Annotated in this window: 26 protein-coding genes and 1 pseudogene; 13 read left to right on the forward strand and 14 right to left on the reverse strand. The window is 42.6% G+C overall.

Annotation, left to right across the window (positions count from 1 at the left end):
* Positions 1-4: 4 nt before the first annotated feature.
* From pyrH to rpsB, 3 genes are all read right to left on the reverse strand, one after another.
* Positions 5-742 (reverse strand): UMP kinase, encoded by a 738-nt coding sequence (gene pyrH / locus SWOO_RS16875; RefSeq protein ID WP_012325885.1) that lies wholly within the window; start codon positions 740-742, stop codon positions 5-7.
* An 86-nt stretch (positions 743-828) separates the two neighbouring features.
* The gene (gene tsf / locus SWOO_RS16880; protein WP_012325886.1) at positions 829-1,677 is read right to left on the reverse strand and encodes a translation elongation factor Ts; all 849 of its coding nucleotides are present in this window, start codon (positions 1,675-1,677) and stop codon (positions 829-831) included.
* A 132-nt stretch (positions 1,678-1,809) separates the two neighbouring features.
* Positions 1,810-2,538 (reverse strand): 30S ribosomal protein S2, encoded by a 729-nt coding sequence (gene rpsB, locus SWOO_RS16885; protein WP_012325887.1) that lies wholly within the window; start codon positions 2,536-2,538, stop codon positions 1,810-1,812.
* Positions 2,539-2,866: 328 nt separating this feature from the next.
* On the opposite strand from rpsB, the gene map reads away from it, so the two are divergent.
* The 4 genes from map (at position 2,867) to SWOO_RS16905 (ending at position 8,215) form a co-directional block, all read left to right on the forward strand.
* Positions 2,867-3,664, forward strand: a complete 798-nt coding sequence (map, locus tag SWOO_RS16890) for a type I methionyl aminopeptidase (protein WP_012325888.1) — start codon at positions 2,867-2,869, stop codon at positions 3,662-3,664.
* Between the two features lie 79 nt (positions 3,665-3,743).
* Positions 3,744-6,323: a bifunctional uridylyltransferase/uridylyl-removing protein GlnD gene (glnD, locus tag SWOO_RS16895; protein WP_012325889.1), complete on the forward strand. Its 2,580-nt coding sequence runs from the start codon at positions 3,744-3,746 to the stop codon at positions 6,321-6,323.
* A gap of 173 nt (positions 6,324-6,496) precedes the next feature.
* Positions 6,497-7,321, forward strand: coding sequence for a 2,3,4,5-tetrahydropyridine-2,6-dicarboxylate N-succinyltransferase (dapD, locus tag SWOO_RS16900; RefSeq protein WP_012325890.1), 825 nt, complete (start codon positions 6,497-6,499; stop codon positions 7,319-7,321).
* A 549-nt stretch (positions 7,322-7,870) separates the two neighbouring features.
* Positions 7,871-8,215 (forward strand): DUF3718 domain-containing protein, encoded by a 345-nt coding sequence (locus SWOO_RS16905; RefSeq protein ID WP_012325891.1) that lies wholly within the window; start codon positions 7,871-7,873, stop codon positions 8,213-8,215.
* A gap of 91 nt (positions 8,216-8,306) precedes the next feature.
* On the opposite strand, the gene purU is transcribed toward SWOO_RS16905, so the two are convergent.
* The 3 genes from purU to SWOO_RS16920 are packed head-to-tail and all read right to left on the reverse strand — an operon-like array spanning position 8,307 to position 11,075.
* Positions 8,307-9,140: a formyltetrahydrofolate deformylase gene (purU, locus tag SWOO_RS16910; RefSeq protein WP_012325892.1), complete on the reverse strand. Its 834-nt coding sequence runs from the start codon at positions 9,138-9,140 to the stop codon at positions 8,307-8,309.
* A 52-nt stretch (positions 9,141-9,192) separates the two neighbouring features.
* On the reverse strand, positions 9,193-10,659 hold the full coding sequence (locus tag SWOO_RS16915; protein ID WP_012325893.1) for a PTS transporter subunit EIIC: 1,467 nt from the start codon (positions 10,657-10,659) through the stop codon (positions 9,193-9,195).
* On the reverse strand, positions 10,614-11,075 hold the full coding sequence (locus SWOO_RS16920) for a flavodoxin (RefSeq protein ID WP_012325894.1): 462 nt from the start codon (positions 11,073-11,075) through the stop codon (positions 10,614-10,616). The genes SWOO_RS16915 and SWOO_RS16920 overlap by 46 nt, the downstream gene beginning before the upstream one ends.
* Before the next feature lie 104 nt (positions 11,076-11,179).
* Between SWOO_RS16920 and SWOO_RS26035 the strand changes: the two genes are divergently transcribed.
* Entirely contained in the window at positions 11,180-11,368 is a 189-nt protein-coding gene (locus SWOO_RS26035) for a hypothetical protein (protein ID WP_157582300.1), read from the forward strand.
* Positions 11,369-11,402: 34 nt separating this feature from the next.
* On the opposite strand, the gene truC is transcribed toward SWOO_RS26035, so the two are convergent.
* Both truC and SWOO_RS16930 read right to left on the reverse strand, forming a co-directional pair.
* Positions 11,403-12,203, reverse strand: coding sequence for a tRNA pseudouridine(65) synthase TruC (truC, locus tag SWOO_RS16925; protein WP_049774479.1), 801 nt, complete (start codon positions 12,201-12,203; stop codon positions 11,403-11,405).
* 46 nt (positions 12,204-12,249) lie between these two features.
* The gene (locus SWOO_RS16930; RefSeq protein WP_012325896.1) at positions 12,250-12,567 is read right to left on the reverse strand and encodes a YqcC family protein; all 318 of its coding nucleotides are present in this window, start codon (positions 12,565-12,567) and stop codon (positions 12,250-12,252) included.
* Between the two features lie 125 nt (positions 12,568-12,692).
* Here SWOO_RS16930 and SWOO_RS16935 point away from each other — a divergent pair, with 125 nt between their 5' ends.
* Complete coding sequence (locus SWOO_RS16935; RefSeq protein WP_012325897.1) at positions 12,693-13,706, forward strand: DUF3549 family protein; 1,014 nt, start codon at positions 12,693-12,695, stop codon at positions 13,704-13,706.
* Positions 13,703-14,092, forward strand: a complete 390-nt coding sequence (locus SWOO_RS16940; protein ID WP_012325898.1) for a DUF3301 domain-containing protein — start codon at positions 13,703-13,705, stop codon at positions 14,090-14,092. Before SWOO_RS16935 ends, SWOO_RS16940 begins: the two co-directional genes overlap by 4 nt.
* Positions 14,093-15,682: 1,590 nt before the next feature.
* Here SWOO_RS16940 and SWOO_RS16945 read toward each other — a convergent pair.
* Together SWOO_RS16945 and SWOO_RS16950 are read right to left on the reverse strand one after the other, a co-directional pair.
* Positions 15,683-16,030 carry a DUF962 domain-containing protein gene (locus tag SWOO_RS16945; RefSeq protein ID WP_012325899.1) on the reverse strand — a complete coding sequence of 116 codons (348 nt, stop codon included), beginning with the start codon at positions 16,028-16,030 and terminating at the stop codon, positions 15,683-15,685.
* Complete coding sequence (locus SWOO_RS16950; protein WP_012325900.1) at positions 16,017-16,664, reverse strand: GNAT family N-acetyltransferase; 648 nt, start codon at positions 16,662-16,664, stop codon at positions 16,017-16,019. Before SWOO_RS16950 ends, SWOO_RS16945 begins: the two co-directional genes overlap by 14 nt.
* A 165-nt stretch (positions 16,665-16,829) precedes the next feature.
* Here SWOO_RS16950 and SWOO_RS16955 point away from each other — a divergent pair, with 165 nt between their 5' ends.
* A complete protein-coding gene (locus tag SWOO_RS16955) occupies positions 16,830-17,063 on the forward strand; it encodes a DUF2789 domain-containing protein (protein WP_012325901.1) in 234 nt (77 codons plus the stop codon).
* A 268-nt stretch (positions 17,064-17,331) separates the two neighbouring features.
* Here the strand turns inward: SWOO_RS16955 and SWOO_RS16960 are convergent, their stop codons facing one another.
* A complete protein-coding gene (locus tag SWOO_RS16960) occupies positions 17,332-17,694 on the reverse strand; it encodes a DUF3192 domain-containing protein (RefSeq protein WP_012325902.1) in 363 nt (120 codons plus the stop codon).
* Between the two features lie 146 nt (positions 17,695-17,840).
* Here SWOO_RS16960 and SWOO_RS16965 point away from each other — a divergent pair, with 146 nt between their 5' ends.
* Positions 17,841-18,167 (forward strand): hypothetical protein, encoded by a 327-nt coding sequence (locus SWOO_RS16965; RefSeq protein ID WP_041418228.1) that lies wholly within the window; start codon positions 17,841-17,843, stop codon positions 18,165-18,167.
* Positions 18,167-18,940, forward strand: a complete 774-nt coding sequence (locus SWOO_RS16970; RefSeq protein ID WP_012325904.1) for a Zn-ribbon-containing protein — start codon at positions 18,167-18,169, stop codon at positions 18,938-18,940. The genes SWOO_RS16965 and SWOO_RS16970 overlap by 1 nt, the downstream gene beginning before the upstream one ends.
* Positions 18,941-18,966: 26 nt before the next feature.
* Here the strand turns inward: SWOO_RS16970 and syd are convergent.
* Positions 18,967-19,634, reverse strand: a pseudogene (gene syd, locus SWOO_RS16975) (SecY-interacting protein).
* 59 nt (positions 19,635-19,693) lie between these two features.
* Here syd and queF point away from each other — a divergent pair.
* Entirely contained in the window at positions 19,694-20,551 is an 858-nt protein-coding gene (queF, locus tag SWOO_RS16980) for an NADPH-dependent 7-cyano-7-deazaguanine reductase QueF (RefSeq protein WP_157582303.1), read from the forward strand.
* A 61-nt stretch (positions 20,552-20,612) separates the two neighbouring features.
* On the opposite strand, the gene SWOO_RS16985 is transcribed toward queF, so the two are convergent.
* Positions 20,613-21,521 (reverse strand): LysR family transcriptional regulator, encoded by a 909-nt coding sequence (locus SWOO_RS16985; RefSeq protein WP_012325906.1) that lies wholly within the window; start codon positions 21,519-21,521, stop codon positions 20,613-20,615.
* Positions 21,522-21,681: 160 nt separating this feature from the next.
* Here SWOO_RS16985 and SWOO_RS16990 point away from each other — a divergent pair, with 160 nt between their 5' ends.
* Together SWOO_RS16990 and SWOO_RS16995 are read left to right on the forward strand one after the other, a co-directional pair.
* Positions 21,682-23,703 carry an alkyl/aryl-sulfatase gene (locus SWOO_RS16990; protein WP_012325907.1) on the forward strand — a complete coding sequence of 674 codons (2,022 nt, stop codon included), beginning with the start codon at positions 21,682-21,684 and terminating at the stop codon, positions 23,701-23,703.
* 330 nt (positions 23,704-24,033) lie between these two features.
* The gene (locus SWOO_RS16995) at positions 24,034-25,224 is read left to right on the forward strand and encodes an alginate export family protein (protein ID WP_012325908.1); all 1,191 of its coding nucleotides are present in this window, start codon (positions 24,034-24,036) and stop codon (positions 25,222-25,224) included.
* Between the two features lie 95 nt (positions 25,225-25,319).
* Here SWOO_RS16995 and SWOO_RS26455 read toward each other — a convergent pair whose 3' ends face one another.
* A complete protein-coding gene (locus SWOO_RS26455; RefSeq protein ID WP_012325909.1) occupies positions 25,320-26,192 on the reverse strand; it encodes a 4'-phosphopantetheinyl transferase family protein in 873 nt (290 codons plus the stop codon).
* Positions 26,193-26,254: the final 62 nt, after the last annotated feature.

Genomic DNA, 26,254 nt, shown 5'->3' on the forward strand with positions numbered 1-26,254 from the left:
AAGCTTACTCGGGACGGCTTGCCCTGATCATAGTCCCTTCATGCTCACCCATAATAACGCGGCGTAGAGCACCAGGTTTGTTCATGTTAAATACCAATAGAGGCATATCGTGATCTCTCGCCATGGTAAACGCAGCAAGATCCATCACTTTTAATTCTTTTTCAAGTACTTCATCGTAACCCATTTCGTCGTACTTTACTGCATCTGGATTTTTAACAGGGTCATCTGAGTAAACGCCGTCTACTTTTGTGCCCTTTAAAACGACTTCAGCTTCGATCTCAATACCGCGTAAACAGGCAGCAGAGTCAGTTGTGCAGAATGGATTACCAGTACCCGCAGCAAAAATAACAACACGGCCGGATTTTAGTAAGCTAATCGCTTCTGCCCAGTTATAATCATCACATACGCCTTTAAGCGGAATTGCAGACATCAGTCTTGCATTTACATAGGCACGGTGCAATGCATCACGCATCGCCAAGCCGTTCATCACAGTTGCTAGCATACCCATGTGATCACCCACTACGCGGTTCATACCAGCCTGTGCTAGCCCTTCCCCACGAAATAAGTTACCACCACCGATAACAACACCTACCTGAATGCCAAGCTCAACCAGTTCTTTTATCTCCTGAGCCATACGATCCAACACTTTAGGATCTATGCCAAAGCCTTCTTCGCCCATTAGGGCTTCACCACTGAGTTTAAGAAGAATACGTCGAAATGCAGGTTTAGGATTCGTGCTCATTGTTATTGTCCTGATTTTTGCCGATAGGTAAAATACGATAAGACCGCAGCGGTTGCTACGGTCTTAGGGGTGCTTGATTAAGGAGATTAAGCCTTAGTAGCAGCGATTTGTGCAGCAACTTCTGCAGCAAAATCTTCTTCTTTTCTCTCGATACCTTCGCCAACTTCTAAACGAATGAAGTTTGAAACGCTAGCGCCTTTCTCTTTAAGAACTTCACCAACAGTTTTCTTAGGTTCCATGATGTAAGCTTGGCCAGTAAGAGAAACTTCACCGGTAAACTTCTTCATACGGCCGATAACCATCTTCTCAGCGATTTCAGCAGGCTTGCCTTCGTTCATAGCGATTTCGATTTGAAGTGCTTTTTCTTTCTCAACAACTTCAGCAGGAACGTCAGAAGGGTTAACATACTCAGGCTTAGAAGCAGCAACGTGCATTGCAACGTGCTTTAGAGTCTCTTCATCAGCTTCACCGGTTACAACAACACCGATACGCTCACCGTGACGGTATTGAGCAAGGTTTGCACCATCGATGTACTCTACGCGACGTACGTTGATGTTCTCACCGATTTTCGCAACAAGAGCAACACGAGTCTCTTCGAACTGAGCTTTCAGATCTTCGATTGTTACTTTAGATGCAGCAGCAACGTCTAGCACTTCGTTAGCGAAAGCTAGGAAGTTAGAATCTTTTGCTACGAAGTCAGTTTGACAGTTAACTTCTAACAGCGCGGCATAACCTTCGCCATTCTTAATTAGGATTGTACCTTCAGCAGCGATGTTACCTGCTTTCTTAGCAGCCTTTGCAGCACCGCTCTTACGCATGTTATCAATCGCTAGTTCGATGTCACCGGCTGTTTCAGTCAGTGCTTTTTTACAGTCCATCATGCCAGCGCCAGTGCGGTCACGAAGTTCTTTAACTTGGGCAGCAGTAATTGCCATTGTTAAATCCTCTACAGATAATTCTACAAATTCACTAGATATAAAACAGGGGCCAGTCATGTTAGATGAGAGGGCCCCTGTTCACCAATCAAGTATCTTGGTTAATATGGGAGATGAAAATCATCAGCCTTATTATTCAGCTTCGACGAAACCGTCTTGCTCAGCTTGTACAGCTAGGTCTTGACCACGGCCAGCTTTAGCAGCGGCAGCAACAGACTCAGTGTATAAACGGATAGAACGCATTGCGTCATCGTTACCAGGAACGATGTAGTTGATACCGTCTGGAGAAGAGTTAGTATCAACAACAGCTACAACTGGGATACCCAAGTTATTAGCTTCTTTAATAGCGATATGCTCATGGTCAGCACCGATAACGAAGATAACGTCAGGTAGGCCGCCCATGTTCTTGATACCACCAAGAGATTTTTCTAACTTCTCAAGCTCACGAGTACGCATAAGCGCTTCTTTCTTAGTAAGCTTGTCGAAAGTACCGTCAACAGACTGGCTCTCAAGATCTTTAAGACGCTTGATTGATTGACGAACTGTTTTCCAGTTAGTCAACATACCGCCTAACCAGCGGTGATCAACGTAGTACTGATCACAAGAGATAGCAGACTCTTTGATAGCTTCGCTTGCAGCACGCTTAGTACCAACAAAAAGAACTTTACCTTTCTTTGATGCAACATTGCTGATGAAAGCAAGTGCTTCATTGAACATAGGCACAGTGTGCTCTAGGTTGATGATGTGAACACCATTACGAGCACCGAAGATGAATGGCTTCATCTTTGGGTTCCAGTAACGAGTCTGGTGACCGAAGTGAACACCGGCTTGTAGCATGTCGCGCATTGAAACTGTAGTCATTTTAATACCTTAATAATTTAGGGGTTAGACCTCCACGTATCCCATATCTCCGACCTTCTAGAGGCACCCCGGAGAATGTGTCGACACGTGTGTGATTTAGTATTTACAAGTTAGCCATGTATAATGGCCGCCATCTTAACTCCTCACCCCCAAGCAAGTTGCTAGAATTCTAAATGCAGAGCATGAAGAGTCACTTCGCATTTGCGAAAAGAGGTGCTAGAGTCAAACATAACGGCGCGCTTTATACCATATTAGGATTACAAACACAAATTTTTGATGTAAATTGCACGCTGAATTCGTCATGAAATAACCCCCGAGAGATAGCTTAATGAGTATAGTGATAAAGACTGCTGAAGAGATTGAAAAGATGCGCGCCGCGGGCAAGCTGGCTTCTGAAGTTCTAGAGATGGTAGCCCCTTTTGTAAAGGTGGGTGTGACGACGAATGAGCTTAATGAAATTTGCGCAAAATTCACTGAAGAGAACGGTGCTATCTCTGCCCCTCTCGATTATCACGGTTTTCCAAAATCGATCTGCACATCGGTCAATGATGTTATCTGCCACGGCATCCCAAATGATCGCCCACTAAAAGACGGTGACATCGTCAATCTAGATATCACCGTAATTAAAGATGGTTATCATGGTGACACCTCTAAAATGTTCCTTATCGGCGATGTTAGTGCTAAAGATATGCGCCTTTGCCGCGTGGCTCAAGAGAGCCTATACGCCAGTATCAAGAAAGTTCGTCCTGGAATGAAATTAGGCGAAATTGGCACCATTGTAGAGAAGTTCGTCAAAGGTAAGAAAACAGGCCTTGAAAAGTACAGCATTGTCAAAGATTACTGTGGCCACGGCATCGGCGCGGGTTTCCACGAAGAGCCTCAGGTCATGCATTACAAAAACAATGACAAAACTGTTTTACGTCCAGGTATGTGCTTTACCATTGAACCTATGATCAATGCCGGACGCCACACCTGTATCCTAGATAAAGAGGATAACTGGACTGTAACGACCTCTGATGGTAAAAAATCAGCTCAGTGGGAACATACACTGCTAGTGACTAAAACAGGGGTCGAGGTATTAACACTTCGTGCAGAAGAGGACTTCCCACGGATAATTAATCACTAATCTCAAACAGACTGATGACCTAATCAGTGCAGCTTTTAGCAACTGATTAGGTCATGTTTAGCGTATTTCAAGGGACTCGATGACCACTTCACCAGCGCTACTCGCCAAAGCAGCACTACTCGAACAAAATAATGAACTACTCTCTCAATTTCGTCTTAAGGGAGATATCAAACAATTAGTGGCTCAACGCTGTCACTTTGTCGACCAGCTTTTGCAACAACAATGGACCGAACAAAAACTCGACACTTTTCCTATCGCACTGATCGCCGTTGGCGGTTATGGCAGAGCTGAACTACACCCTCAATCAGATATTGACCTGCTGTTTCTTATCGATTCACAGCTTAGCCCAAACGCTGAAACCGCACTCAGCGAATATATCGCTTTTCTATGGGACGCAGGCCTTGAAGTTGGACACAGTGTTCGCAGTATTAAGGAGACGATTGAACAGGGGAAGAGCGACGTCACCATAGCCACAAACCTAATTGAATCAAGGTTATTATCCGGCCCAAACGCCTTATATCAAGCTTTATACGCAAGTATCAGGGATGATGAATTCTGGCCGCCAAGCAAGTTCTATATCGCCAAACGAGATGAACAATTTGCCCGCCATGCCAAAGCCAGTGCTTTCGACCTTGAGCCGAACCTGAAAACCTGTCCTGGCGGATTAAGGGATATTCATACTGTTGCTTGGGTGGCAATGCGTTACTTTGATGCCTCAAAAACAGAAGATCTGGTTGGCCATGGTTTCTTAGAGCCCGATGAACTGGAAGAGCTGCTGGAGTGTCAATCATTCCTGTGGGAGCTCAGGTTTGCCCTGCATATCATCTCAGGCAGAGATGAAAACCGATTATTGTTCGATCTTCAACGCCAAGTCGCAGATCTTCTCGGTTATGAAGATTCGACTCAACTGGGTGTTGAGCAGATGATGAAGCGTTACTATCAAACGGTTCGCCGTGTGATGGAACTCAATCAGATGCTACTGCAACTGTTTAAACGAGCAACTCTTGGCCATACTAAAGCCCTTGAAATAAAACCAATAAATCAAAACTATCAGCTACGTGGAAGTTTTATTGAAAGCTTAAACGAGCCGCTATTTGATAATCCAGTTGAAATTTTAAACCTGTTCTTGCTCGCTGCTAAAAACTCCAATATTCAAGGGATTTATGCACCAACACTAAGAAGCCTAAGAAAAGCAAGACGCTCGTTAACTCGACCTTTAATGGAGGTTCCAGAGTGCCGCGCCGTGTTTTCAGAGATATTGCGTCACCCTCGCGGCATAGCATCACTCTCATTAATGCATAGACATGGGGTGCTATCGTCATACCTGCCTGCTTGGCGGGAGATTGAAGGTCAGATGCAATTTGATCTATTCCATGCTTACACTGTCGATGAGCACACCCACAGACTTTTGCAAAATATTGATAGGTTCTCCCAAACTGAGCAGAAAGAGGAGTTTCCCTTAGGCTCAGTACTTATCAATCAACTCCCTAAAAAAGGGCTCTTGGTGTTGGCCGCCATTTTTCATGATATTGGTAAAGGCCGAGGTGGCGACCACAGTAAGTTAGGTGCTGTAGACGCTCTGGAGTTCTGTAAACTACATGATCTTAACGATCATGATGGCCGACTGGTTAGCTGGCTGGTTGAGAATCATTTAGTCATGTCTGTCACCGCTCAAAGACGCGATATATCCGATCCTGATGTGGTTGGAGAGTTTGCCGATAAAGTGCGTGATGCGGTACACCTTAGCTATCTCTACTGCCTAACAGTGGCAGATATATGTGCCACCAATGAAAAAACCTGGAATAGCTGGAAGGGCTCGTTACTTAGAGATCTCTACTTCTCAACACAGAGGGTGCTTGCCCGAGGTAAAGAGAAACCTGTCGATATTCGTGCTCGAGTCCGAGAGCATCAGGCTAAAGCAAAAAAAGAGCTACTCAGACGTGGCGTGAAAGAAAAAGGCATAGACACACTTTGGCAGAGGTTTAAAGCTGACTATTTTTTAAAACATCAAGCTAACCAGATAGCTTGGCACTGTGATGCGATTTTAAAACATAAGCAGACTGAACCCTTAGTACTTATCTCCAAACACACCACTCGTGGCGGAACTGAGCTATTTATCTACGGTCAGGATAAACCTAAGCTGTTCGCCACTGTCATGGCGGTTTTGGATAATAAGAATATCGATGTTCATGATGCCACCGTTATGGCCTCAAAAGATGGTTATGTACTCGACTCCTTCGTCATTCTTGAACAGGATGGAACACCGGTATCTCAAATTTCACGGATCCAGAGTCTCAGAAAAGCCCTCATAAAAGCGCTCAACAGCGATACGGCTAAGTTACCTAAGTTCAAAAAACTATCACGCCAGATGAAACCTTTTAATGTGCCTACTCGGGTGAGTTTCCTGCCCTCACGGCGCAGCAGTACAAGTATGATGGAGCTTATCGCACTGGATAGCCCAGGGTTACTGGCAAAAGTAGGAGATATTTTATATCGCTGTCAGATCCGGTTACTGGCAGCAAAAATCACCACCATAGGTGAACGGGCCGAAGACTTTTTTATGCTGCAAAATATCGATGGTGAAGAGCTTAATTCAGAGCAGAAGATTTTGCTTCAGGAGAGCCTAATTAAGGCATTTTCAAAGCAAGCTAGGAGTTAATAGTAAGAGAAATAGGTTATCAGTTTGCTGATGAATCATCAGAAAAGTGTCAGTTTGCATGAATTATACTAATTGATTCTTTTATATTTCCTTAGAGCAAAACAATTTTAGACGACTTGAGTATATAATCATTTTTCGACAAATTTAATCAATGACACAATTGGGAGATTTTAATGGAGGCTTTACGCCAACGCATAGAAGCAGCTTTTGAAGTGCGCGCAGAGATTAGTCCAAGTACAGTGGAGCCAAGTGTACGTGCAGATGTTGAGAAAGCAATTAACATGCTGGACACTGGTGAAGCTAGAGTTGCTGAAAAGATTGATGGGCAATGGCATGTTCACCAATGGCTGAAGAAAGCCGTATTACTCTCATTTCGTATCTTCGATAATGCTGTTATCGATGGAGCAGAAACTAAGTACTTCGATAAAGTACCAATGAAGTTTGCCGATTACGATGAAGCACGCTTCAGAGAGGAGGCGATTCGCGTCGTCCCACCAGCAGCCGTCCGTAAAGGCTCTTTTATCGGCAAAAATACCGTATTGATGCCTTCATATGTCAACCTTGGAGCGTATGTTGATGAAGGCTCTATGGTCGATACATGGGCGACAGTTGGCTCATGTGCTCAGATAGGTAAAAATGTGCACCTTTCTGGTGGCGTTGGCATAGGCGGCGTATTAGAGCCACTACAGGCCGGACCTACCATTATTGAAGATAACTGCTTTATCGGAGCACGCTCAGAAGTCGTTGAAGGTGTAATTGTAGAAGAGGGTAGCGTTATCTCTATGGGCGTATACCTAGGACAAAGTACACGTATTTTTGATCGCGAAACGGGTGAAATTCACTACGGACGAGTTCCTGCAGGCTCTGTCGTCGTATCAGGTACCCTTCCCTCTAAATGCGGAACTTATAACCTGTACGCTGCAATAATAGTGAAGAAAGTCGACGCTAAAACTCGCGCCAAAGTGGGGATCAACGAACTACTCAGAATCGTTGACTAAATCTTTTAGCCGTTAAATAATGACTTCGAGTAAACAAAATCCCATCTTTTGATGGGATTTTTATTCTAGTTCCAATCAGTATAATACCAATCAATATAAAGATTTGATCGCTCAGCGAGAGTTTAGCGGTCCTGAGGCAAGGTCCTTAATTGCTCCTGCATTAATGACATTCACCACATCCATGTGGCTTCCAACGAGTGAAGAGCATAGTTATTCTACGGTTAAGCTCGTTAACGCAGGATCAGCATCGCTAAGACTCGCCTGTAAGGAGTGTTTTTGGCTGCCTATTTCTTCGTTGAATGAACTCACAAGGGAACAACCATTCTATCATCCATTCGCCTTGAATTAGTTTGCCAAAAGGCACTCTGAGTAGATCAACTGCTTATACTGATTGGTATATCACCTCAAAAACACACTTTGTAACCCCTAGACACAGCCTGATCCCAATTCCACATTCCGATACACTTAGCTACATTTTTCATACAACATTTCCCCTGAAAACCCGCTTTACTAAGTAGCATCTAAGACGAAAGAAACTAGGAGCTCCCCATGAAAAAGTACCTCGCAATTGCAACACTAATCCTAACACCACTTGCCTTTAATGCCTCTGCAGCAATGCACCCACAACTTGAAAAAACACTTGTCGACGTCTGTAAAGCAGGTGCCAGCAACAAGATGTACCAATTACGCCATACAGTAAAAACTAACCGAATTAATGAGAAACGAATCTACCCTCGCTTGGTCTGTAACGGTGAAACATTCCATCAATTTGCACTTAATCAGGGGGCTGATAAAACAGCAAAACGAATTGGTAAATTTATGAAAGGAACGGTCACTATTAAAGATATTGCCATGACCTATGGCTCTGACGAAATATTGGCAGTAAATTACTAAACATTGCAAGAAATTAGCGTAATGTAATAAAAAGAGCCTTTGCGGCTCTTTTTTTATGTCAGCAATTATAATTTAAAATCAACTCTACATATTAAAAGACAACGGTTTTATTCCCATAAACAATCACCTCTTCATGCACAACTAACTGTAGTGCCTTACTCAAAACACTTTTTTCAACATCTCGACCATTTTTCGCCAGATCTTCAGCACTATAGCTATGATCAACGGGTATAACATCTTGTTTAATAATAGGGCCTTCATCTAGGCAGTTATTAACGAAGTGTGCTGTTGCACCAATAATCTTGACGCCTCGCTCCCAGGCCTGACGATAGGGCGATGCACCAATAAATGCAGGCAGAAAAGAGTGGTGAATATTAATGATCCTATTAGGAAATTGCTCTACAAATTCCGGCGTTAATATCCGCATAAACTTAGCTAAAACCAAGTAATCAGGCTCGTACTCGTTAATCACTTCCACTATCTTTTTCTCATGTTCAACACGAGTACACCCTTCATGAGAGACAAAATGAAAAGGGATATCAAACTTATCAGCAAGAGGTTGCAGATTTTGGTAATTACCTACAATGGCTGCGATCTCTACATCTAAACCGCCATAGTATGCTTTCATTAAAATATCACCTAGGCAATGAGCCTCTTTAGTGACTAAAATAACAATTCGTTTTTTATCAGTATTCACCAACTTTATACTGCTAGAGTCAGGCAGCACCTCTTCAAGATCAGCTAAGATTAAACTGTCGTTAAACTCCCCCTCTAACTCTGCACGCATAAAAAACCGACCTTGAACATTATCAACAAATTCACTGTTTTTAATAATATTCAACTGATGGCTAAAACATACCCCAGTTATTTTTGTGATTAAACCCTGAGCGTCGGCGCACTCCGTGATCAATACCTTACGTTCCATACCTTACTACCCCAACACTAAAGAATTAAAACTTTTCACCTGCAAAAAATCATCAAAGACGCCTATCAATATATCGCTGAAGTAATCTACGAATACTTTCAGCTTTCGTCCCATACACTAGTTGTACTCCGTTACCTACCAAGATAACCCCTTTAGCGCCTAACTGATTCAATTTATCTTTATCAATTAATTCAGGTTTCTTAACACTCATTCGCAAACGGGTCAGACAAGCACTCAATTCAAGGATGTTTTTCCTCCCTCCTAACGCGCGCACTATACTAGGGATATCCGCTTTCATCCCATCAGTATGAACCACTCTTCCAGGTGTCTTAAGATCAAAAAATAATATCGACCCTCTAAAGATTAGGTAATAAAGCACACCGGTTATGGGGCCCAATATCAGGAACCATTCAGCTCTCTGAGCGTTTCCGAGTAAAAGAGTAAAATCCACAACTCCATGGGAAAAAACGATACTATGATGAATATCCAATAAGATACATACCCAGTAGGCTAATCCAGTTAGCAGCGCATGTATTAAAAACAGTAAAGGCGCCACAAAAAGAAAAGCAAACTCAATGGGCTCAGTCACCCCTGTCAGCCAACAAGCTGTGGCGGCTGAGATCATGATCCCCGCCACTCGATTTCTTTGATCTTTATCAGCGCAGCGCCATATGGCTAATGCAGCGGCAGGCAGGCCCCACATCTTAATAAGATACCCTCCCGCTAAATTACCTGCCAATGGGTCGCCAGCTAAATAACGAGCAACCTCGCCTCTTACGACCTCACCATCTCTAAAGTATTGACCAAATTCTAGGTAAAAAGGAGCATTCCAAATATGGTGTAAGCCCAAAGGAATAAGCAGACGCTCAACCGCACCATAGAGTGCAAATGCTTCTGCAGGCTTTTGATAAACTACCCAGTTTGATAACCTCTCAATCCAAGCCGACATAGATGGCCATATCAGGATAAACAGATAAGCAAGCAAGATACAAAGAGGGATCATTAATAGCGGGGCACTTCGTCGACCTTCAAAAAATGAGAACACTACAGGGAGGCGTAAGCGCTCACTCTGTGACACGGCAAGGCAAGTGATAGCTCCCACTAACATGCCGCCCGCTATTCCTGTATCTATGGTTTCAACTCCCCACAACGCTCTGGTTTGCAGGTGATATATATCCGCCAATGCCGCCATGCTAGACAGATATACACCAAAGCCAAAAACCGCACTGAATGCGGCAATACCTTGATCCCGACAAAATCCAATAGCAACAGCCACAGCAAATAGCATCGGCATCATACTAAAGATAAGGTTACCGACGGTCAGCATAATGACATTAACAATATCAGGAATAAAAGGCAGCGGACTCTTCGCTAAACCAAGCATCACTCCAGCTGCCGGCAAGATAGCAATAGGAATAAGCAGTGCTTGGCTCAGCCTTTGAGCAAACCTAAACCAGTGCTCTTGAAGATAGGTTAAGAGGTTTCGATATCGATTTGGGTGTTCCAGATCTGTAGCCATGCTTTGGCACTTACCTCAGGTTCCATCGTTTCACAGGCATCAATCTTCAATAGTCGTCCAATACGATGCGCCCCCAACTCAGTTAATAACTCATCAAACTGTATTCCAGCTTGGCAGAAGGTATCGTAACTTGAGTCACCTAATGCAACGACACCGTACCTTAAATTGGGAAGGTAGGGAGCTTGGGATTTCAACATTTCAAACCAAGGAAGAATCTCATCCGGAACATCCCCTTGGCCAGTTGTAGAGCTAACAATTAATAAGGTTTCATCTTGTGGAGGAATAAAAGAGCTAAGTTCATCACTTTGAAATAATTGAACTTCCCTTCCCAACTTCTGAAGATCATCCCTTAGTGTCTCAGCCACAAATTGTGCATTCCCATACACAGTTCCAAAAATCAGATTCACTTTTCTCATGTTATTCGTCGCCCTGAGATCAATTTCGTTTTATACTTAAACAATACTGTATTGACAGCTTCATGCCAACTTAACTTTGCTTGAAACTTCAAGGATATAATCTGATGCGTCATTCTAGTCGACAGAGGCACCTAAAGCACCTTCATCGCAGCGCGCACATCAGACGTATGTGCTATTTCAGAACCGTTCAGTGTGAAGATGCATGTAATGCAGACAAATCACTAACTCAAACGTTAGCCCCCCAAAAAAATAGTTCCGAATCTCCCTCTGGTGAAGAGAAAATAGCTAAATAAGACTTATACTGATTGGGATCATTGAATCTTGGCTCTAAACAATTAAGGTGGAGGTCTCGGAGGCTAACACCTCATCATCCCAACCAAAGGCCTCAAACAGAGTCAACCACTCCTTTTCAAGCTCAGTTTCTATCGTGATTCTTTCACCGCTTCTTGGATGATCGAATGCAAGGCTTTTTGCTATCAACCACAAACGGTTTATAGCAAAATGTTCTCTAAAAAATTTATTCTGTTTACCATCACCATGAGTCGTATCACCCACAATAGGATGTCTAAGGTGTGCCATATGGCGTCTTAATTGGTGTTTTCGGCCCGTGTGTGGAATCAGCTTGACCATAGCGTATCGGCTAGTTGCATATCGCCCAGATGGAAAAGGGATCTCGGTATTAAGCAGAGGCTGATAACTTGTTACCGCTTCTTGTGCCGCTTTATTGGGGTCCACATCTTTATCACCATGATCATCAAGCTCGACCTTAAGGGCATAATCTAAAGTGTCAGCCTCATGCATATTTCCTCTGACAATGGCCAAATATTGTTTTTCTACCGTTTTAGCCGAAAACTGCTCACACAGGTTATTTGCCATCTCACTGCTTTTTGCGAATAGCAAAATACCTGACGTAGGTCTATCTAAACGGTGAACAGGAAAAACATGACACCCCACTTTATCGCGAGTCATCTGCATTGCAAAAAAGCGCTCACGCCGCGCAAGATAAGATCTGTGCACCAATAACCCAGCAGGCTTATGGATCACAACAATATCGTCATCTTCAAATAGTATCTCTATCTCAGGTGCTGTTTCATCATGAAGCTCTGCTTCATTAACACCAGCTTCGATCTCTTTATTAGCAGAGGAGTCTACAGACTTCTCATCAAACTGATTATCATTGTTCACTTAGCATTCTATCCAATTCATCGAAAATATTAATTAAGCCATGCAAATCAGGCTGATGATTCCAAACATGGTGTGCCATCGGGGCAATGGCTATATTTGAAGGAAGTGCATTCTGAGAGTTTATTAATTGCTCCATTTTAGGAATAAATATAAATTGGACCCAGTTTTCAAATGGCATGACATCGCAACTAAAGGGCGATGTATTAGCCATAGCCTCAGTAGAAGGTGGGACGCTTGACCATAAGCCATGAACCTTTAGCTCTGTTTCTAGCTGATGGAGTTTTTCTGTTGTATTCGCATACAGCATGCCATTGTTCCTTTTTACCACTTATTTAGCACTCATATTTAATACACAATAATATCATCTCAACCCACTTCTCCCTATAATAGCCATTATATTAAAAAGCAGATCATCAGTGTTACGGCAGGAAAATGACAGAAATAACGACCCTAACTCAGTTCTTAACAACGGCAAATACTCAATTTCAAGTGTATGACATGGGAAGAAGAGTTCAGCATATCGATATGCTGGCATTCCAACAGATAGAAAATTTAGCATCTTCGTACCCAAGCCCAATACAGGGGCATGCTCAATTTGCCATTGTTTTTTGGGATGCTAGTCAGCAGCACTATATCTGGTTCCTCAAGCTGCCTTTAGATGAGCGTGGCCTTCTGTCACCAGCACCAAGAACTCAATTTATCAGAATGATCATTGAGGCCTTAGGTCGAGACCCTTCCCAAGCTCTTTCCAAAGAGCAGCAGCAAAAACTGGCTAACCACCCATTCTCTTTTAAACCGACCTCTGAAAAACTTGCTTTGTTTAATGCATTAGTAAAGAAGCAACTAGGTCAAGTCGCCTCACCTCAGTATGAATTTGCTTACCAGTATCTATCTAAACAACTAAAAGCTGAGCATTGGCAAGAAGTTGGATTGCAAGGGCTCGCTGACATTTGTGTTCGAGCCAATGAGTTAGATCACTTAAATGTGCTCATTGATAGCTTCGACTTTGCTGCGACAGAGGTGCAAGTTGCAGTGTGCCAGTGTCTTGAGCACTTAGAGATAGATGAACAGCTAGCGGACACTGTACTAGAAAAACTTAAACTTGCTGACAATGAACTCAAGCCTTATTACCTCAGAGCCCTTGCCTCTGATGAGCAGAGCTCTATCGATGGAATAGCTCATCTTGCAGAGCTAAACCTACTCGACGCCAATGTACTTATTACTATCGCAGCTCGAAATTGGCTAGCACTAAAAGAGACTCAAACTCGAAAAATATTTTTAGAAGCTTTAGCCAAACAGGAACAGCACTTCTTTAATCAAATTTTTGCTGATATTGTAGCAATCCCAGCACTGAGAACTCAGCTACTATCTGAACTTCGCAACCCAGATAGGAGTGAGGTGCTGTCAGCCGCCATAGGTGGATTATTTAAGGTAACGAAAGCATGATGACCGATTTTTTATTTTTTGCAGCAGTGATTGTTATCGCTGCATTCTTCTGGCAACTGCGCCAAATGGCAGAGTTAAGCCGTATCTTCGCTAATAGAGAGTGTCAAAAACAGAAGGTACAGCTATTAGCTGTTGCAATGGAATCTGCCAGACCGAGCATTGGAGGCAGCAGTGGACTAACCTGGAAAGCAAAATACCTTCTCGAATTTAGTACTGATGGCATCAATCAATACAAGGCACATATCTGGATGCACGGAAAAACGATTCAGAAAGTTCAATGGCCTATTTTTCCAGAGCCAGAGTGGCATGAAGCACCAGAGGCCAGAGGGTCTGTGGGAGGTAGTTGCGGTTCTCGCGGAAGTTGTAACACGGGAAAGTGTAAGTAATACCATACTGCCAGATAAAGAAAAAGCGCGGCTCCCATGGAGTCGCGCCCTTTATCTCTTTTGTTAAGCAATCCAGCTATTTATTGTGCTCCCTGCACCATCCATGCGTTCAATTTGCTCCTTGCCTCATCCTTGACTATTCCTTTTTCCCTGTTCAAACCCACTGTGTGAGTAAGTACTCATCCATGAACTCAGCAATCCATTTACCGAGCTAGCTCAATCCATAAGCGTGTCCAGATTCATCCTTGATATCTCCCTATCAAGTCCTTTTTTCTCCATGTATCTGTTTATAATAAACAGTTACTCTTCCATGAACTCGGTTAATCCTTTACCGAGCTAGCTTATCCGTAAGCGTGTCCAAATTCATCCCTGTAGCATCCCTTCTGTACTATCCATGTATCCTGTCTTCCAGACAGCAAACCTTCCATCCTGGATTGTTTAACTCTCCTTAGTCAGTCTAAGTACACCATCCTAGTGCACCTCATCCTTGATAGCTTCCCTCTAGTGCTTATCCTTAAGTCACTTTTGCTCATCCTAAGCAATGAATCCATTCATTCATGTATTTCCTTCTACGAGTTAAATTCTAGAGGAGTTGAGGATTAAAATGCCCCAGAGCTAAAAAATAAGATCTGCGCAAGAAGAAACCACCAACAAAAAATTAACGTAACCATCTGTTTTAAAATGAGTAAAACAACTAAGTAAGGCTTGTCCTTTGCTAACTATTTCCTATCTCTTACACTCATGTGAGAGATCTCTTACGCACGTTCTAGCAGTTTGGGATAAGTGAAAAATAGTTCTAACTCCACTAACCCCCAGATAAAAGAAAAGGCATACCTTTTAAGGTATGCCCAATACTTTTTAGCTTCCAGCTAACTCACTGCTTCCTGCAACATCCATGAATGACACTCTCCTATATTCATCCCTGAACATCCCTCTGTTCCCTGTGCCACAAAGTTAATCTTATATAGGCACTAAATCCCTTTACCAGCAACTCCATTTTACTGTCCACCCATCATTGGGCTATCCATCAGCATCCTGCAAATCATCCCTAACTTCCTTTGAAGGAAGCTTGTATAATCAAGATTATACAATCCATAATTCAGGTATCCTTTACCCAAACAGATTAAATCCTTTCAACCTATTTATACCAATTAGAACCTATCTAAGATCCTGTCTTCGACAAAGCTCATCTTCCATTTGGCTTCCTGTTACGCTCCCGCGTATAGCAACTTCCTAGTCACCCGATCTCATCCTAAGATCAACAATTCAAATTCACTTTCTATGCTGACAATGCAGCTGAACATCTGTTTTATTAACTCTAACTTAAAAAGTTATACATTGAGAGAAAGTCGACTCATAATCAAAACAACTAAAAATAGCGACAACCACCATATCAATATAACATACTGAATAATAAAGGTTATAATCATTTGAAATAGAAAACAGTCATTATTTGCAATGGATCTCTTACGCCTTTGTGCGATATATCTCACAAAGGTTTTAGCAAGAACTCGGATCACATTTTTAGAAAGCCAGCTAATAAGTTAACTAAAACTTAGGTAGGAGGAGAGATAAACGAAAGAGCTTGATTCAGGTATTAGATTTTCGTTGAAAAAACTTAGCTATTCCTTGTGTAAACATAACCCAATCACCGAGAAGGCTATAGAGAGGGTATTGAAAAGTCGCAGGTCTGTTCTTCTCAAAAACAAAATGGCCAACCCAAGCAAAGCCGTAACCCACTAAAGGCAATAGAGCCAATTGAATCCAGTTTTGGCTGAACAGAGTCTCTATTAAGATGACTAGAACTAAAAAGCTGCCTATATAGTGAAGCACTCTGCATGTGGTATTTTGGTGCTGAGAGAGGTAAAAAGGATAAAACGCTTTAAAAGTAGCGTACTCTCTATTTTTTGAAGGTTGAGATGACTTACTCATTTTCATGACCGCGATAAAACAGAAGCTCGCCTTCAACTTTACCTATCGAAAGCTGCTCTAATAGGGTAAATCCATGTTGACTAAAAAGCAGAGCATGATTTTGATCGCTAGCAAAGACACCAATTCCATCAAGCTCAGGTTGTTCATCACACCAGCTTAATGCGGCCTGAACCAACTGAGCTCCTAATCCCTTGCCTTGCTCGGTTGGAGAAACAGCAATAAATTGTAAGATGCCACAATGAGGACTAGGTAAGTGCTCCAATAAAGAGGACTCTTTCTTGATTAAAGCTTGAGTTGACTGCCATCCAGTACTGATTAGCATTTTTAAACGCCAATGCCAGTATCTAGACTCTCCGAGAGGAACTTGTTGGGTCACAATACATGCTACACCTACCATTCTATCAGCATCAAATAACCCAATTAATGCCTGTTCCTGTTGCCATAATTCATTAAGCTCTTCACGTATTGCCCCTCTGAGCTTCTGCTCATACATGGACATATCACCAGCATATAAAGAATCGATAAAAAAAGGATCATCATGGTAAGCGTTATAGAGTATTGAAGCTGCAACACGCAGATCTTCAGCTGTTAAATAAACAGCTCGATACGCTTGTGATACTGCACTATCTGCTTTAGTCATCAACTGGCAACCTTTGATCTAGATCAATTAGCACCAATGTATCAACTGAAATTAACAGTGTAAATATCAATCATAAAATGCTGTTAATATAATCACTTTTATTAAAGTATGATCCATACTAGTAGTAACTGTTAATCATAGATATACACGTATAAGGAGCAGTCAATGGATACGACGCCTCAAGACCTTAACCATCTATTTGAGCAACTCGGCATAGAGAGCAGTGAAGAGAATATCGATAGGTTTATTGCAGAGTCTACGATCCCCAATAATGTACTTCTTTATGAAGCCGATTTTTGGACTGAGTCTCAAAAAAGCTTTTTAAAAGAAGCGATAGATGAAGACGCCCAATGGTCTGAACTCATCGACCATTTAGACGCCCTAATTAGAAGACAATAACTTATACCAATTACACTAAATATGTTGTCAATTCAGAGACACTCAAACTTTTCAATTCAAGGCGCATTGATGAAAGAATGATTACTCCCTTTTAAGTCAATGCAAAGCAGAAGTGGAATGTTTGAGGGCCTCCCGCAGAGCGGGTTTCAAAGCCCTGGATGCTGTGTTAAATGATTTAGATATAGAATAACTATTAGCTTCAATCATCTGCCTTGCCTGCAGCGCTTTAAATTCCCGCTGAATGAACAGATACTTAATGTAACTGGTATTAAATACTTAAGTAGGCCTTCTCTCCCCAGCCAACAACAGCATTATTACTGATGACGACGGGAGTACATTCATCTTTTGTCGTCTTACCATCACCTTTAGTTCTCTGAGTGCGATAAAAAAGTACATGGACCTCTTTATCATTCTTCATATAAGCCTCATAAAAGTCAGCATCTCCCATCAACACCTTAACCTGATCTTGACTCATACCCAGATTGAGTTTGGTTAGATTATCTCGATTAGCTGATTGGGTTTTCTCCCAGTGATTCCAATCAGAATCACCTTCACCAAGGTTGATTACACAACCCGATAAACCTAAACTTGCTACCCCAACAAATACTAAACCAATTAAACGTGTTTTCATTATGACTTCCTGTTTCTTTATTATCGTTAAACGCTTTTAAAGCAAATTACAGGCCAAATCATATCTACATGTTTATATTAAGTTTTATTTTTAATATCTACTTTTAATTAGTCTTTTAGGCTAGCGAGTGAGAAAAATCACCAATGATGAGTCCTTTAGAACAAGTATTAGCTGCAGCCAAGTCGATCACAGACGCAGGAAAGCAACCAAGTCTTGCCCTAATAAAAACAAAATTAGGAAATAGTGTCCCCATGCCGATACTTATCCAAGGCTTACAACAGTTTAAATCTATGTCTCAGGATGCAATAGAGCAGCTTCAAGCACTCACAGCGGATGTATCGCTAAGCCCAAAAAGTGAAGAGTTATCTGAGCTTGATACGCTAAAGTTGGAACTAAAACGACTAAAAGAAGACTACCAACAGCTTAATAGTCGATTAACTGCACTTGAATCTGGCTATAGGTCTGAAAAATAATGCATGTTGTTGAACTTAGATTTGAGTGTTTTGACAACACCACAATTACAGCGGCAGAAAAAGCAATAAATGGCCTTTTAGAAGCCTACAGAGCCAATGGACAGGTATTAGGCAGGGAGTTTGCAGTTGCTTTCAATGAGGGGGATTTTAAAGTCAGACTCTTGATGCCAGAAAAGAGTAGCTTAGCTAAACGATACAACAGCCCTTGGGTTAACGCTGCATTAGCTGAACTAACAACAGCTAAACTGCTTGCTCCTCGAGAGAAATATATTGGTCAAGATATTAACTCAGAGGTAAGCAGCTCTGATAAACCAAGCTGGCAACTGCTCTATACCAGTTATGTGCATATGTGCTCACCGATACGAAATGGCGACACACTCCAGCCAATTCCACTTTATCAGCTACCCGCCACTTTTAACGGCGATCATAAACGCGTCATAAGATGGCAAACTGAGTGGCAGGCATGCGATGAACTTCAGATGGCTGCAGCCACTAAAGCTGAATTTGCCGCACTGGAGGAGCTAACCTCAACAAAAAGCGATCTCTTTCGTCGAGGTTGGGACATACGAGGTCGAGTCGAGTTTCAAACAAAGATCCCAACATACTACTACCTCTATCGAGTAGGTGGTGATAGCTTGGCCGCCGAAAAAGAGCGACCTTGCCCCCGCTGTGGCAACCAAGAGTGGTTACTGGATGAGCCGCTACTGGATATGTTTCACTTTCGCTGCGATGAGTGCCGTATTGTTTCAAACATCTCTTGGGATCATCTTTAATACCGATAATACCAATCAAATATTCATTAAGATCTGGTACCTTTTAAGTTATGCCACATCAGCTTAATACGGTGCCAGATCCCGGGGTGATCTAACTCAGCCATTGACTCCTCTATGTGTATCTCAGGAGGAGCAACTCTCGGTGTTAAGGAGTCGATGAAACTCTCAAGTGAATCGGCAAGCTTTTCACTTGGCGTTTCACCAGGGATCTCAATCCAAACGCTACCATCACTATTATCAATTGTTAGCATTTTATCTCCATTGCCTAACACACCGATAAACCAAGTTGGCGCCTGCTTAAGTTTCCTCTTCATCATCAGATGGCCAATGATATTTTGCTGCAAGCACTCAAAATCACTCATGCTCCATACCTGAAGTAACTCCCCCTCCCCCCACTTTGACTGAAAAAGAAGTGGGGCTGAAAAGTACCGGCAATAAAAATTATTAATATCAGAATGTAGCTTAATATCTAAAGCCGAATCGACATTATCAAAAGAGACACTGTCCTCTCTTTCTACCGGATGCCAGAGAACAATTTTTCCATCTCCGCCATAAGCTCATCATCACTAAACTCCCCCTCAATACAGGGAGATGACTCGCCTTGGGGATAATAACGAGGAGATTCACCTAGTTTATCTAAATAAGCTTGATGATATATTTTTAAAAATTTATCCAGTGCAGGTAAAGAAGACACTTAGCTGTTGTCCAAAATCAGGTATAATGATCACCTATTTTGCCATGGAAAAACCATTGATGACACAAGTTCATGATCCCTATAGTAATGCACAGGCCCTTTCTGAACTGACGCTTGGAAAAGCGACTGGCTATCAGTCTGAGTATGATGCATCACTGCTGCAAGGGGTTCCCCGTAAACTAAATCGTGATGCCATAGGCCTCAGCAATACTTTACCCTTCCACGGCAGTGATATCTGGACAGGATATGAACTTTCTTGGCTCAATGCCAAGGGAAAGCCTATGGTGGCTATCGCTGAATTTCTACTTAGCTTTGATAGTGAAAACCTTATTGAGTCCAAATCTTTTAAGCTATACCTCAATAGTTTTAACCAAACTAAATTTGAAAATCTAGAGCAGGTTCAAACAACCTTAGCCACTGACCTTAGTCAATGTGCAAAGGGCGAGGTTTTAGTAAAAGTTATAGAGCCTAAACAGTTTATCCATCAACGTGTTGTTGAACTGCCAGGCACCTGTATTGACGATCTCGATATTGAAGTTGAAGATTACAGTTTTAACCCTGAATACCTCATCGACAGCACAGATGAAAAGGCGATGGTGGCAGAAACCTTAAACTCAAACCTATTAAAGTCTAACTGCTTAATAACCTCCCAACCTGATTGGGGCAGTGTGATGATCCGCTACCAAGGACCTAAAATAGATAGAGAAAAGCTACTGCGTTACCTGATATCATTTCGCCAGCATAATGAATTTCATGAGCAGTGTATCGAGCGTATCTTTGTCGATCTAAAGCGTTTCTGTCACTGTGCAAAATTAACTGTCTACGCACGCTACACCCGGCGCGGTGGCTTAGATATCAACCCTTACCGCAGTGATTTTGAGCATCCTCCAGAGAGTCATAGACTCGCCCGGCAGTAAGACCACCACGTAAATGGATAAAAATAGAGGAGCGGATTTTCAGCTCCTCTAACGTCTTACATCACGACGACTTGATTAACAGTAATAAGGTCTCCCTTAGCCAAAGGTTAGCCGCATTGTGCTGTAACTTTTTACACCACACCATATACAGATCAATCGGCTCTGTCACAAAGGGGAGCGGTAATACCTGTAAGCCAAATAACTCAGCATAAGCATCCGTGTATGATTGTGTTGCTACCGCGATGGCATTGGATTTAGCCGCTGTCGCCAGCATATTTAACAAAGACGATTGCTCACCATACATCTCTCTTTTGGGAAGCACCTCCTTGGTCATTAGATCAGCCATGCTCAGATTAGAGCGGCGCATGTTATGAATAATATGCTTCTCAGCAAAATACTGCTCTGTGCTTAAACTTCCCTGAATTCTAGGGTGTTCCTTTCTAACCACACAGTTCAATCTATCCTGCATGACTTTTGTCGAAGCAAAAGAGGCCAGATGGGGTTGCGTAATATCCAAGGCCAGATCTACCTTCTCCAGCTGCAGATCCATCTGTATCTGCTCCTCCCCTATTGGGGTTTCGCGAAACACGATATCAATTGCGCTATCACATAAGTATTCATCTACCCGGGTTTGCAATAGCTGAATAATTGTTTCATTCGCATAAACATAGAAGCTTCGCTTGCTCTGCTTAGGATCAAACAGGTGTAAACCTGACACCACCTGCTCAATAGCCAGTAGGGGCTGTTCAAGTTGTTGATAAAGGTTTAATGCAACCGATGTTGGCTTAACTCCCCGGCCAACACGAATAAACAGCTCCTCACCAATAGATAACTTCAATCTTGCAATGGCGTTACTCACCGACGATTGAGTCAAGTTTAGCTCCTCTGCCGCTCGGCTAAACGAAGCCGTTTTACAGACAATGGAGAAGACACGCAGTAAGTTCAAATCCAATGGTTTTTCTTGAGACATACTAAACCTAATATTCACAATATAAATATTAGAACACAGGTTAAGCCTAATTATTTATCAATTCAAGCAAGATAAACTGATTTCAACGTTTAGAAATAGACCAGCCCTTAACATCAATCCTTAAGGCTGAACCGACATACGCTTAAAAGAGGCTCTACCGATGAAAAACTCATTACTTGCAGTATCAATTATCAGCGCACTATCACTCAATACATTCGCTTTTAGCGCTTACGCAGCTCAACATGAGCATGATCACATCACTGTTAGCTATCAAGGCAAAGATGCAACCCGTCACACAGCAGCAGTTAATAAGGCCACAGCGAAAACACTCAACTTTGCTGATACGCGTGCTTTTGAACAATCATCAAAGCAACTTGTCGCTAAATTAGATGAAAAAACAGCAAAAATACTCCGAGCTGAGTTTAAGTTTATTGGAGAGAAAGCCCCTGATACGGTCAATCCATCTCTGTATCGTCAAGCCAAGTTGAACATGGTGGCAGATGGGCTCTATAAGGTGCGCGACGGTATTTATCAAGTTAGGGGGACAGATCTGTCTAATTTGACCTTAATTCGTAGCGATAATGGTTGGATCGCCTACGATGTACTCCTTACCAAAGAGGCCGCAAAAGCATCCCTTGAGTTCGCGATGAAAAACCTGCCTCAAGGTGGCCAGTTACCAGTGGTTGCGATGATCTACTCACACAGCCACGCTGATCACTTCGGTGGTGCCAGAGGCGTTCAGGAGCTCTATCCCAATGTGAAGGTCTATGGCTCTGATAACATAACCAAAGAGATTGTCGACGAGAATGTACTTGCGGGAAATGCCATGAGCCGCCGTGCAGCCTATCAATATGGTGCAACTCTGGGCCAACACGACCATGGCATTGTCGATGCGGCGCTAGGCAAAGGCTTGTCTAAAGGGGAGATCTCCTATGTCAGGCCCGACTATACCTTAAATAGCGAGTCAAAATGGGAAACACTCACCATCGACGGCCTAGAGATGATATTTATGGATGCATCAGGTACCGAGGCGGCCTCAGAGATGATCACCTATATTCCGTCGATGAAGGCACTCTGGACAGCAGAGCTGACCTATCAAGGTATGCACAATATCTACACACTTCGCGGCGCTAAAGTACGTGACGCCCAAAAGTGGTCTAAAGATATTAATGAGATGATCAATGCATTTGGTGGCGAAGTAGAAACCTTGTTTGCTGCGCATTCTGCACCAGTTTGGGGTAACGAGGAGATCAATGACTTCCTTAAACTGCAAAGAGATAACTATGGTCTAGTCCATAACCAAACACTGCGTTTAGCAAACCAAGGAGTCACTATTCAAGATATTGGTGATGCTATCCAAGAGGTGATCCCAGAGTCCATTTTCAAGGCTTGGCACACTAACGGCTACCACGGTACCTATAGCCATAATGCTAAAGCGGTTTACAACATGTACTTAGGGTATTTCGATATGAACCCTGCAAACTTAAATCCCCTGCCAACACATCCAGAAGCAGTAAAATTTGTCCAGTACATGGGTGGAGCTGATACGGTATTAGCAAATGCCGAAGCTGACTTTGCTCAAGGAGATTACCGCTTCGTAGCAACCGCTCTTAATAAGGTCGTTATGGCAGATCCCAGTAACAGTAAGGCCCGTGAACTGCTCGCCGATACTTATGAGCAGTTAGGCTATCAATCAGAGGGCGCTGGATGGAGAAATATCTATCTAACAGGTGCTCAGGAGTTACGAGTTGGTATCCAACCTGGCACACCTAAAACTGCTTCAGCCGATGTAATAAGTGAGATGGATATGCCAACACTCTTTGACTTTTTAGCCGTCAAAATAGACAGCCTTAAAGCAGCTAAGCAGGGGTTAGTTACCATGAATGTGATCACCCCAGATGACAATCGCATTCTCTATGTTGAGATGAGCAATGGCAACTTAAGCAATATCGAAGTCACGACGCCAAAAGACTCAGATGCTAATCTCACTATTAATAAGGCAGATGTAAACCGTATCTTGATGGGAGAAGTCAAGCTTACGGAGCTGCTCGCCAACGGCAGTGCCAAGCTAACGGGAGATAAAGATGCCTTTAGCAAAATATCTTCAAGCTTAGTTGAGTTTAACACCGACTTTGAAATCGTCCCATTAAACCCTAACCAGAAGGGTGAGCATAAACACTAAAAAGTAGCACCGAAGATGTATTAAGCACAGTTAACTAATCGTTAGCTGTGCTTTTTTATATATGGGTATAATCACATGCATTACAACACAAGATATCGAACTGAATTATCAAACAACTTCAGTTATAAAACCTTTAGTCATAACAACTTTAGCAGAGCTGAATAAATACCACTTTATAGGTACCACTTAATTAGTATAAGCTGATGATCTATGTCACATTTATGACAACATAGGCATAATCATTAGTTAACATTGTTCCAGATCAAAAAGCGCACACCTTTTAACATCTATAACAGCCTCAGAGCAATGATGAAACAAAAGGACTACCTAATGAAAGTTCGTGCACTTACCCTAGCTATACTGACAAGTTTATCCGCATCTGCCATCGCAGCCGATACGGTTGATCCACTCAAAAAAGCCTTTATTGACGATTCAGAGATAAAGCTACAGTTCCGTTTACGTTATGAGCAAGCGGATGTTGATAATGTCGACGATCAGAATCAAACCACTCTGCGTACGCGCCTAAACTATAAGACAGGTGATATCTATAACTTCTTCGCGCTAGCAGAAGTTGACGATGTACGCTCAACCGATGATGAACCTCTTATTGCCGACTATGAATACACACAAATTAATCAGGCATTTATTGGTTATAAAGCACCAGCTGACACACTGCTAAAATATGGTCGTCAGCGTATCTTACTCGATAATCAAAGGTTTGTTGGCGGTGTTGGTTTCCGTCAAAATGAGCAAACCTATGATGCGTTTTCGATTCAAAATACAGCGGTCAAACATCTGACTGCTTATTATGCTTATGTCAATAATGTAAACCGCATTTTCCCTGAAGGTTCAGGCAAGGATGAGCATAAAAATGAAACCAGCCTATTAAACGTTAACTATAAGGGACTAGACTTCGTTAAGTTAAGCGGTTATGCCTACCTTATTGACAATATCAATGTCGCTAAATTCTCTACCGATACTTATGGTATTCGCGCAGCAGGTGGCATTAAGCTAGATAAGATTAAGCTCAATTACGAAGCCGAATTTGCTCAGCAGTCTGAAGGTGGCGATAACCCAACCAGCTATACTGCTAACTACTACAAATTAGGTGCAGGAGTTGGCTTTAACGGTTTTGGAGCTAAGTTAGGCTATGAGGTCTTAGGCTCTGATGATGGTAAAGCAGGCTTTGTCACGCCACTGGCAACCTTGCACGCCTTTAACGGCTGGACAGATAAATTCCTCTTTGGTGGTGCTGGTAACTGGGAGAACGGCATTGTCGATACTCATTTTATCTTAACGGCGAAAGTCGCTGGCCTTAAACTTCTAGCCAAGTACCATAAATTTGACTCAGATTTTGGTGATATCGACATGGGTAAAGAGTGGGGTTTTGCGGCAACTTATCCATTTGCTAAACACTATGATGTGGGCGTGAAATACGCAAGCTTTAGTGGTGCTGATGCAGGATATGGCTTTTCAAATGACACCGATAAGCTTTGGTTAACCCTGCAAGCCAAATACTAATCTCAGTAGCAAAAGTGTAAAACGAGAGCATATTTAACCTTTAAGTAATTTGCTCTCGCTCCCTCCCTTTTGAGCAGACTAACCTCTGCTCTTTTTTATTTTAAGCGAGACAACATCTCCGTTAACGTGAGCTGATAAGCCTTCAGGTTAAATGTACCAATATGAGATGCACTGACGGCAAAACGGTACTCTTCGCTTAGTCTCCCCAAGAAGAGGCACCAAGTATCAGCTGCACACTTATCTCCCTCCTCCCGGACTAGGTATAGCTCAATACCATCAAACAACACACACTCAACCGCAGGGTTATTTAGCTTACTCACCTCTATCTTTTGTTTAGTCGCCCTAGCGAAGTCAAAATAAAATGACTTAAGAGAGAGGGCTAAACCTAGACCTTTGGCTTTAATATAGGACTCTTTTAAGGCCCAAAGATCAAAAAATCGCTGTCGCTGAGAGGACTCAGGCAAAGAGAGAAGCTCATCGGTTTCACTCTGGGTAAAGTAGTGGTTTAAAATAGGATAAATATTGGTTGAGTCTCTATTACGCTCAATGTCGACCCCTAACTCAATAGAAGCTCTCTCCCCACCACTTAATCCCAATTGACCTTGGTATACAGCAACCACCAGCCAGTCACCACTGTGGCTAATGTTAAACTTCAACCCGCTTAATAGCGCCTGCTCTGTGATTAAATCAGGTTTACCTTTCTCGCCATATTCAAACTGCCACTCACTAGGTGAGAGTGTTACATCACCTGAACGCGTTAGTGATAAAATCCCTCTCAAGTACCCCCTTACCACCAAGGCTTTATCGCGAGCATCCGCTTGAACGTAGCGTGAAACTTTAGTGAGTTCATCTTCAGGTAACCAGCTGCGTATCAACTCAGCTTCATCTGGGCCTATCGCCTCAGTTGCTAACGGACAAAAATAGAGAGTGACTTCCGGTGAGGGAGACAGGGTGGGAATAGGTGACAAGTGAGCTCCGCGTACTTCTGAAGATAAACAAGAGCCGATAGTAGCAGAGCCAAGAGGTTTAG

Source organism: Shewanella woodyi ATCC 51908 (assembly GCF_000019525.1).
GTDB lineage: Bacteria > Pseudomonadota > Gammaproteobacteria > Enterobacterales > Shewanellaceae > Shewanella > Shewanella woodyi.

What these genes read in the sequence shown, in the direction of transcription:
- SWOO_RS16990 (WP_012325907.1), top strand. Translation starts at nt 21,682, where the DNA reads ATGAAAAACTCATTACTTGCAGTATCAATTATCAGCGCACTATCACTC.
- SWOO_RS16915 (WP_012325893.1), bottom strand. Translation starts at nt 10,659, where the DNA reads ATGGCTACAGATCTGGAACACCCAAATCGATATCGAAACCTCTTAACC.
- SWOO_RS16965 (WP_041418228.1), top strand. Translation starts at nt 17,841, where the DNA reads ATGAGTCCTTTAGAACAAGTATTAGCTGCAGCCAAGTCGATCACAGAC.
- SWOO_RS16995 (WP_012325908.1), top strand. Translation starts at nt 24,034, where the DNA reads ATGAAAGTTCGTGCACTTACCCTAGCTATACTGACAAGTTTATCCGCA.
- SWOO_RS16935 (WP_012325897.1), top strand. Translation starts at nt 12,693, where the DNA reads ATGACAGAAATAACGACCCTAACTCAGTTCTTAACAACGGCAAATACT.
- SWOO_RS16940 (WP_012325898.1), top strand. Translation starts at nt 13,703, where the DNA reads ATGATGACCGATTTTTTATTTTTTGCAGCAGTGATTGTTATCGCTGCA.
- dapD (WP_012325890.1), top strand. Translation starts at nt 6,497, where the DNA reads ATGGAGGCTTTACGCCAACGCATAGAAGCAGCTTTTGAAGTGCGCGCA.
- SWOO_RS16945 (WP_012325899.1), bottom strand. Translation starts at nt 16,030, where the DNA reads ATGAAAATGAGTAAGTCATCTCAACCTTCAAAAAATAGAGAGTACGCT.
- SWOO_RS16950 (WP_012325900.1), bottom strand. Translation starts at nt 16,664, where the DNA reads ATGACTAAAGCAGATAGTGCAGTATCACAAGCGTATCGAGCTGTTTAT.
- SWOO_RS16960 (WP_012325902.1), bottom strand. Translation starts at nt 17,694, where the DNA reads ATGAAAACACGTTTAATTGGTTTAGTATTTGTTGGGGTAGCAAGTTTA.
- SWOO_RS16930 (WP_012325896.1), bottom strand. Translation starts at nt 12,567, where the DNA reads ATGCTGTATGCGAATACAACAGAAAAACTCCATCAGCTAGAAACAGAG.
- pyrH (WP_012325885.1), bottom strand. Translation starts at nt 742, where the DNA reads ATGAGCACGAATCCTAAACCTGCATTTCGACGTATTCTTCTTAAACTC.
- SWOO_RS16955 (WP_012325901.1), top strand. Translation starts at nt 16,830, where the DNA reads ATGGATACGACGCCTCAAGACCTTAACCATCTATTTGAGCAACTCGGC.
- rpsB (WP_012325887.1), bottom strand. Translation starts at nt 2,538, where the DNA reads ATGACTACAGTTTCAATGCGCGACATGCTACAAGCCGGTGTTCACTTC.
- SWOO_RS16970 (WP_012325904.1), top strand. Translation starts at nt 18,167, where the DNA reads ATGCATGTTGTTGAACTTAGATTTGAGTGTTTTGACAACACCACAATT.
- queF (WP_157582303.1), top strand. Translation starts at nt 19,694, where the DNA reads ATGACACAAGTTCATGATCCCTATAGTAATGCACAGGCCCTTTCTGAA.
- map (WP_012325888.1), top strand. Translation starts at nt 2,867, where the DNA reads ATGAGTATAGTGATAAAGACTGCTGAAGAGATTGAAAAGATGCGCGCC.
- tsf (WP_012325886.1), bottom strand. Translation starts at nt 1,677, where the DNA reads ATGGCAATTACTGCTGCCCAAGTTAAAGAACTTCGTGACCGCACTGGC.
- glnD (WP_012325889.1), top strand. Translation starts at nt 3,744, where the DNA reads ATGACCACTTCACCAGCGCTACTCGCCAAAGCAGCACTACTCGAACAA.
- purU (WP_012325892.1), bottom strand. Translation starts at nt 9,140, where the DNA reads ATGGAACGTAAGGTATTGATCACGGAGTGCGCCGACGCTCAGGGTTTA.
- SWOO_RS16985 (WP_012325906.1), bottom strand. Translation starts at nt 21,521, where the DNA reads ATGTCTCAAGAAAAACCATTGGATTTGAACTTACTGCGTGTCTTCTCC.
- SWOO_RS26035 (WP_157582300.1), top strand. Translation starts at nt 11,180, where the DNA reads ATGCGTCATTCTAGTCGACAGAGGCACCTAAAGCACCTTCATCGCAGC.
- SWOO_RS16905 (WP_012325891.1), top strand. Translation starts at nt 7,871, where the DNA reads ATGAAAAAGTACCTCGCAATTGCAACACTAATCCTAACACCACTTGCC.
- SWOO_RS16920 (WP_012325894.1), bottom strand. Translation starts at nt 11,075, where the DNA reads ATGAGAAAAGTGAATCTGATTTTTGGAACTGTGTATGGGAATGCACAA.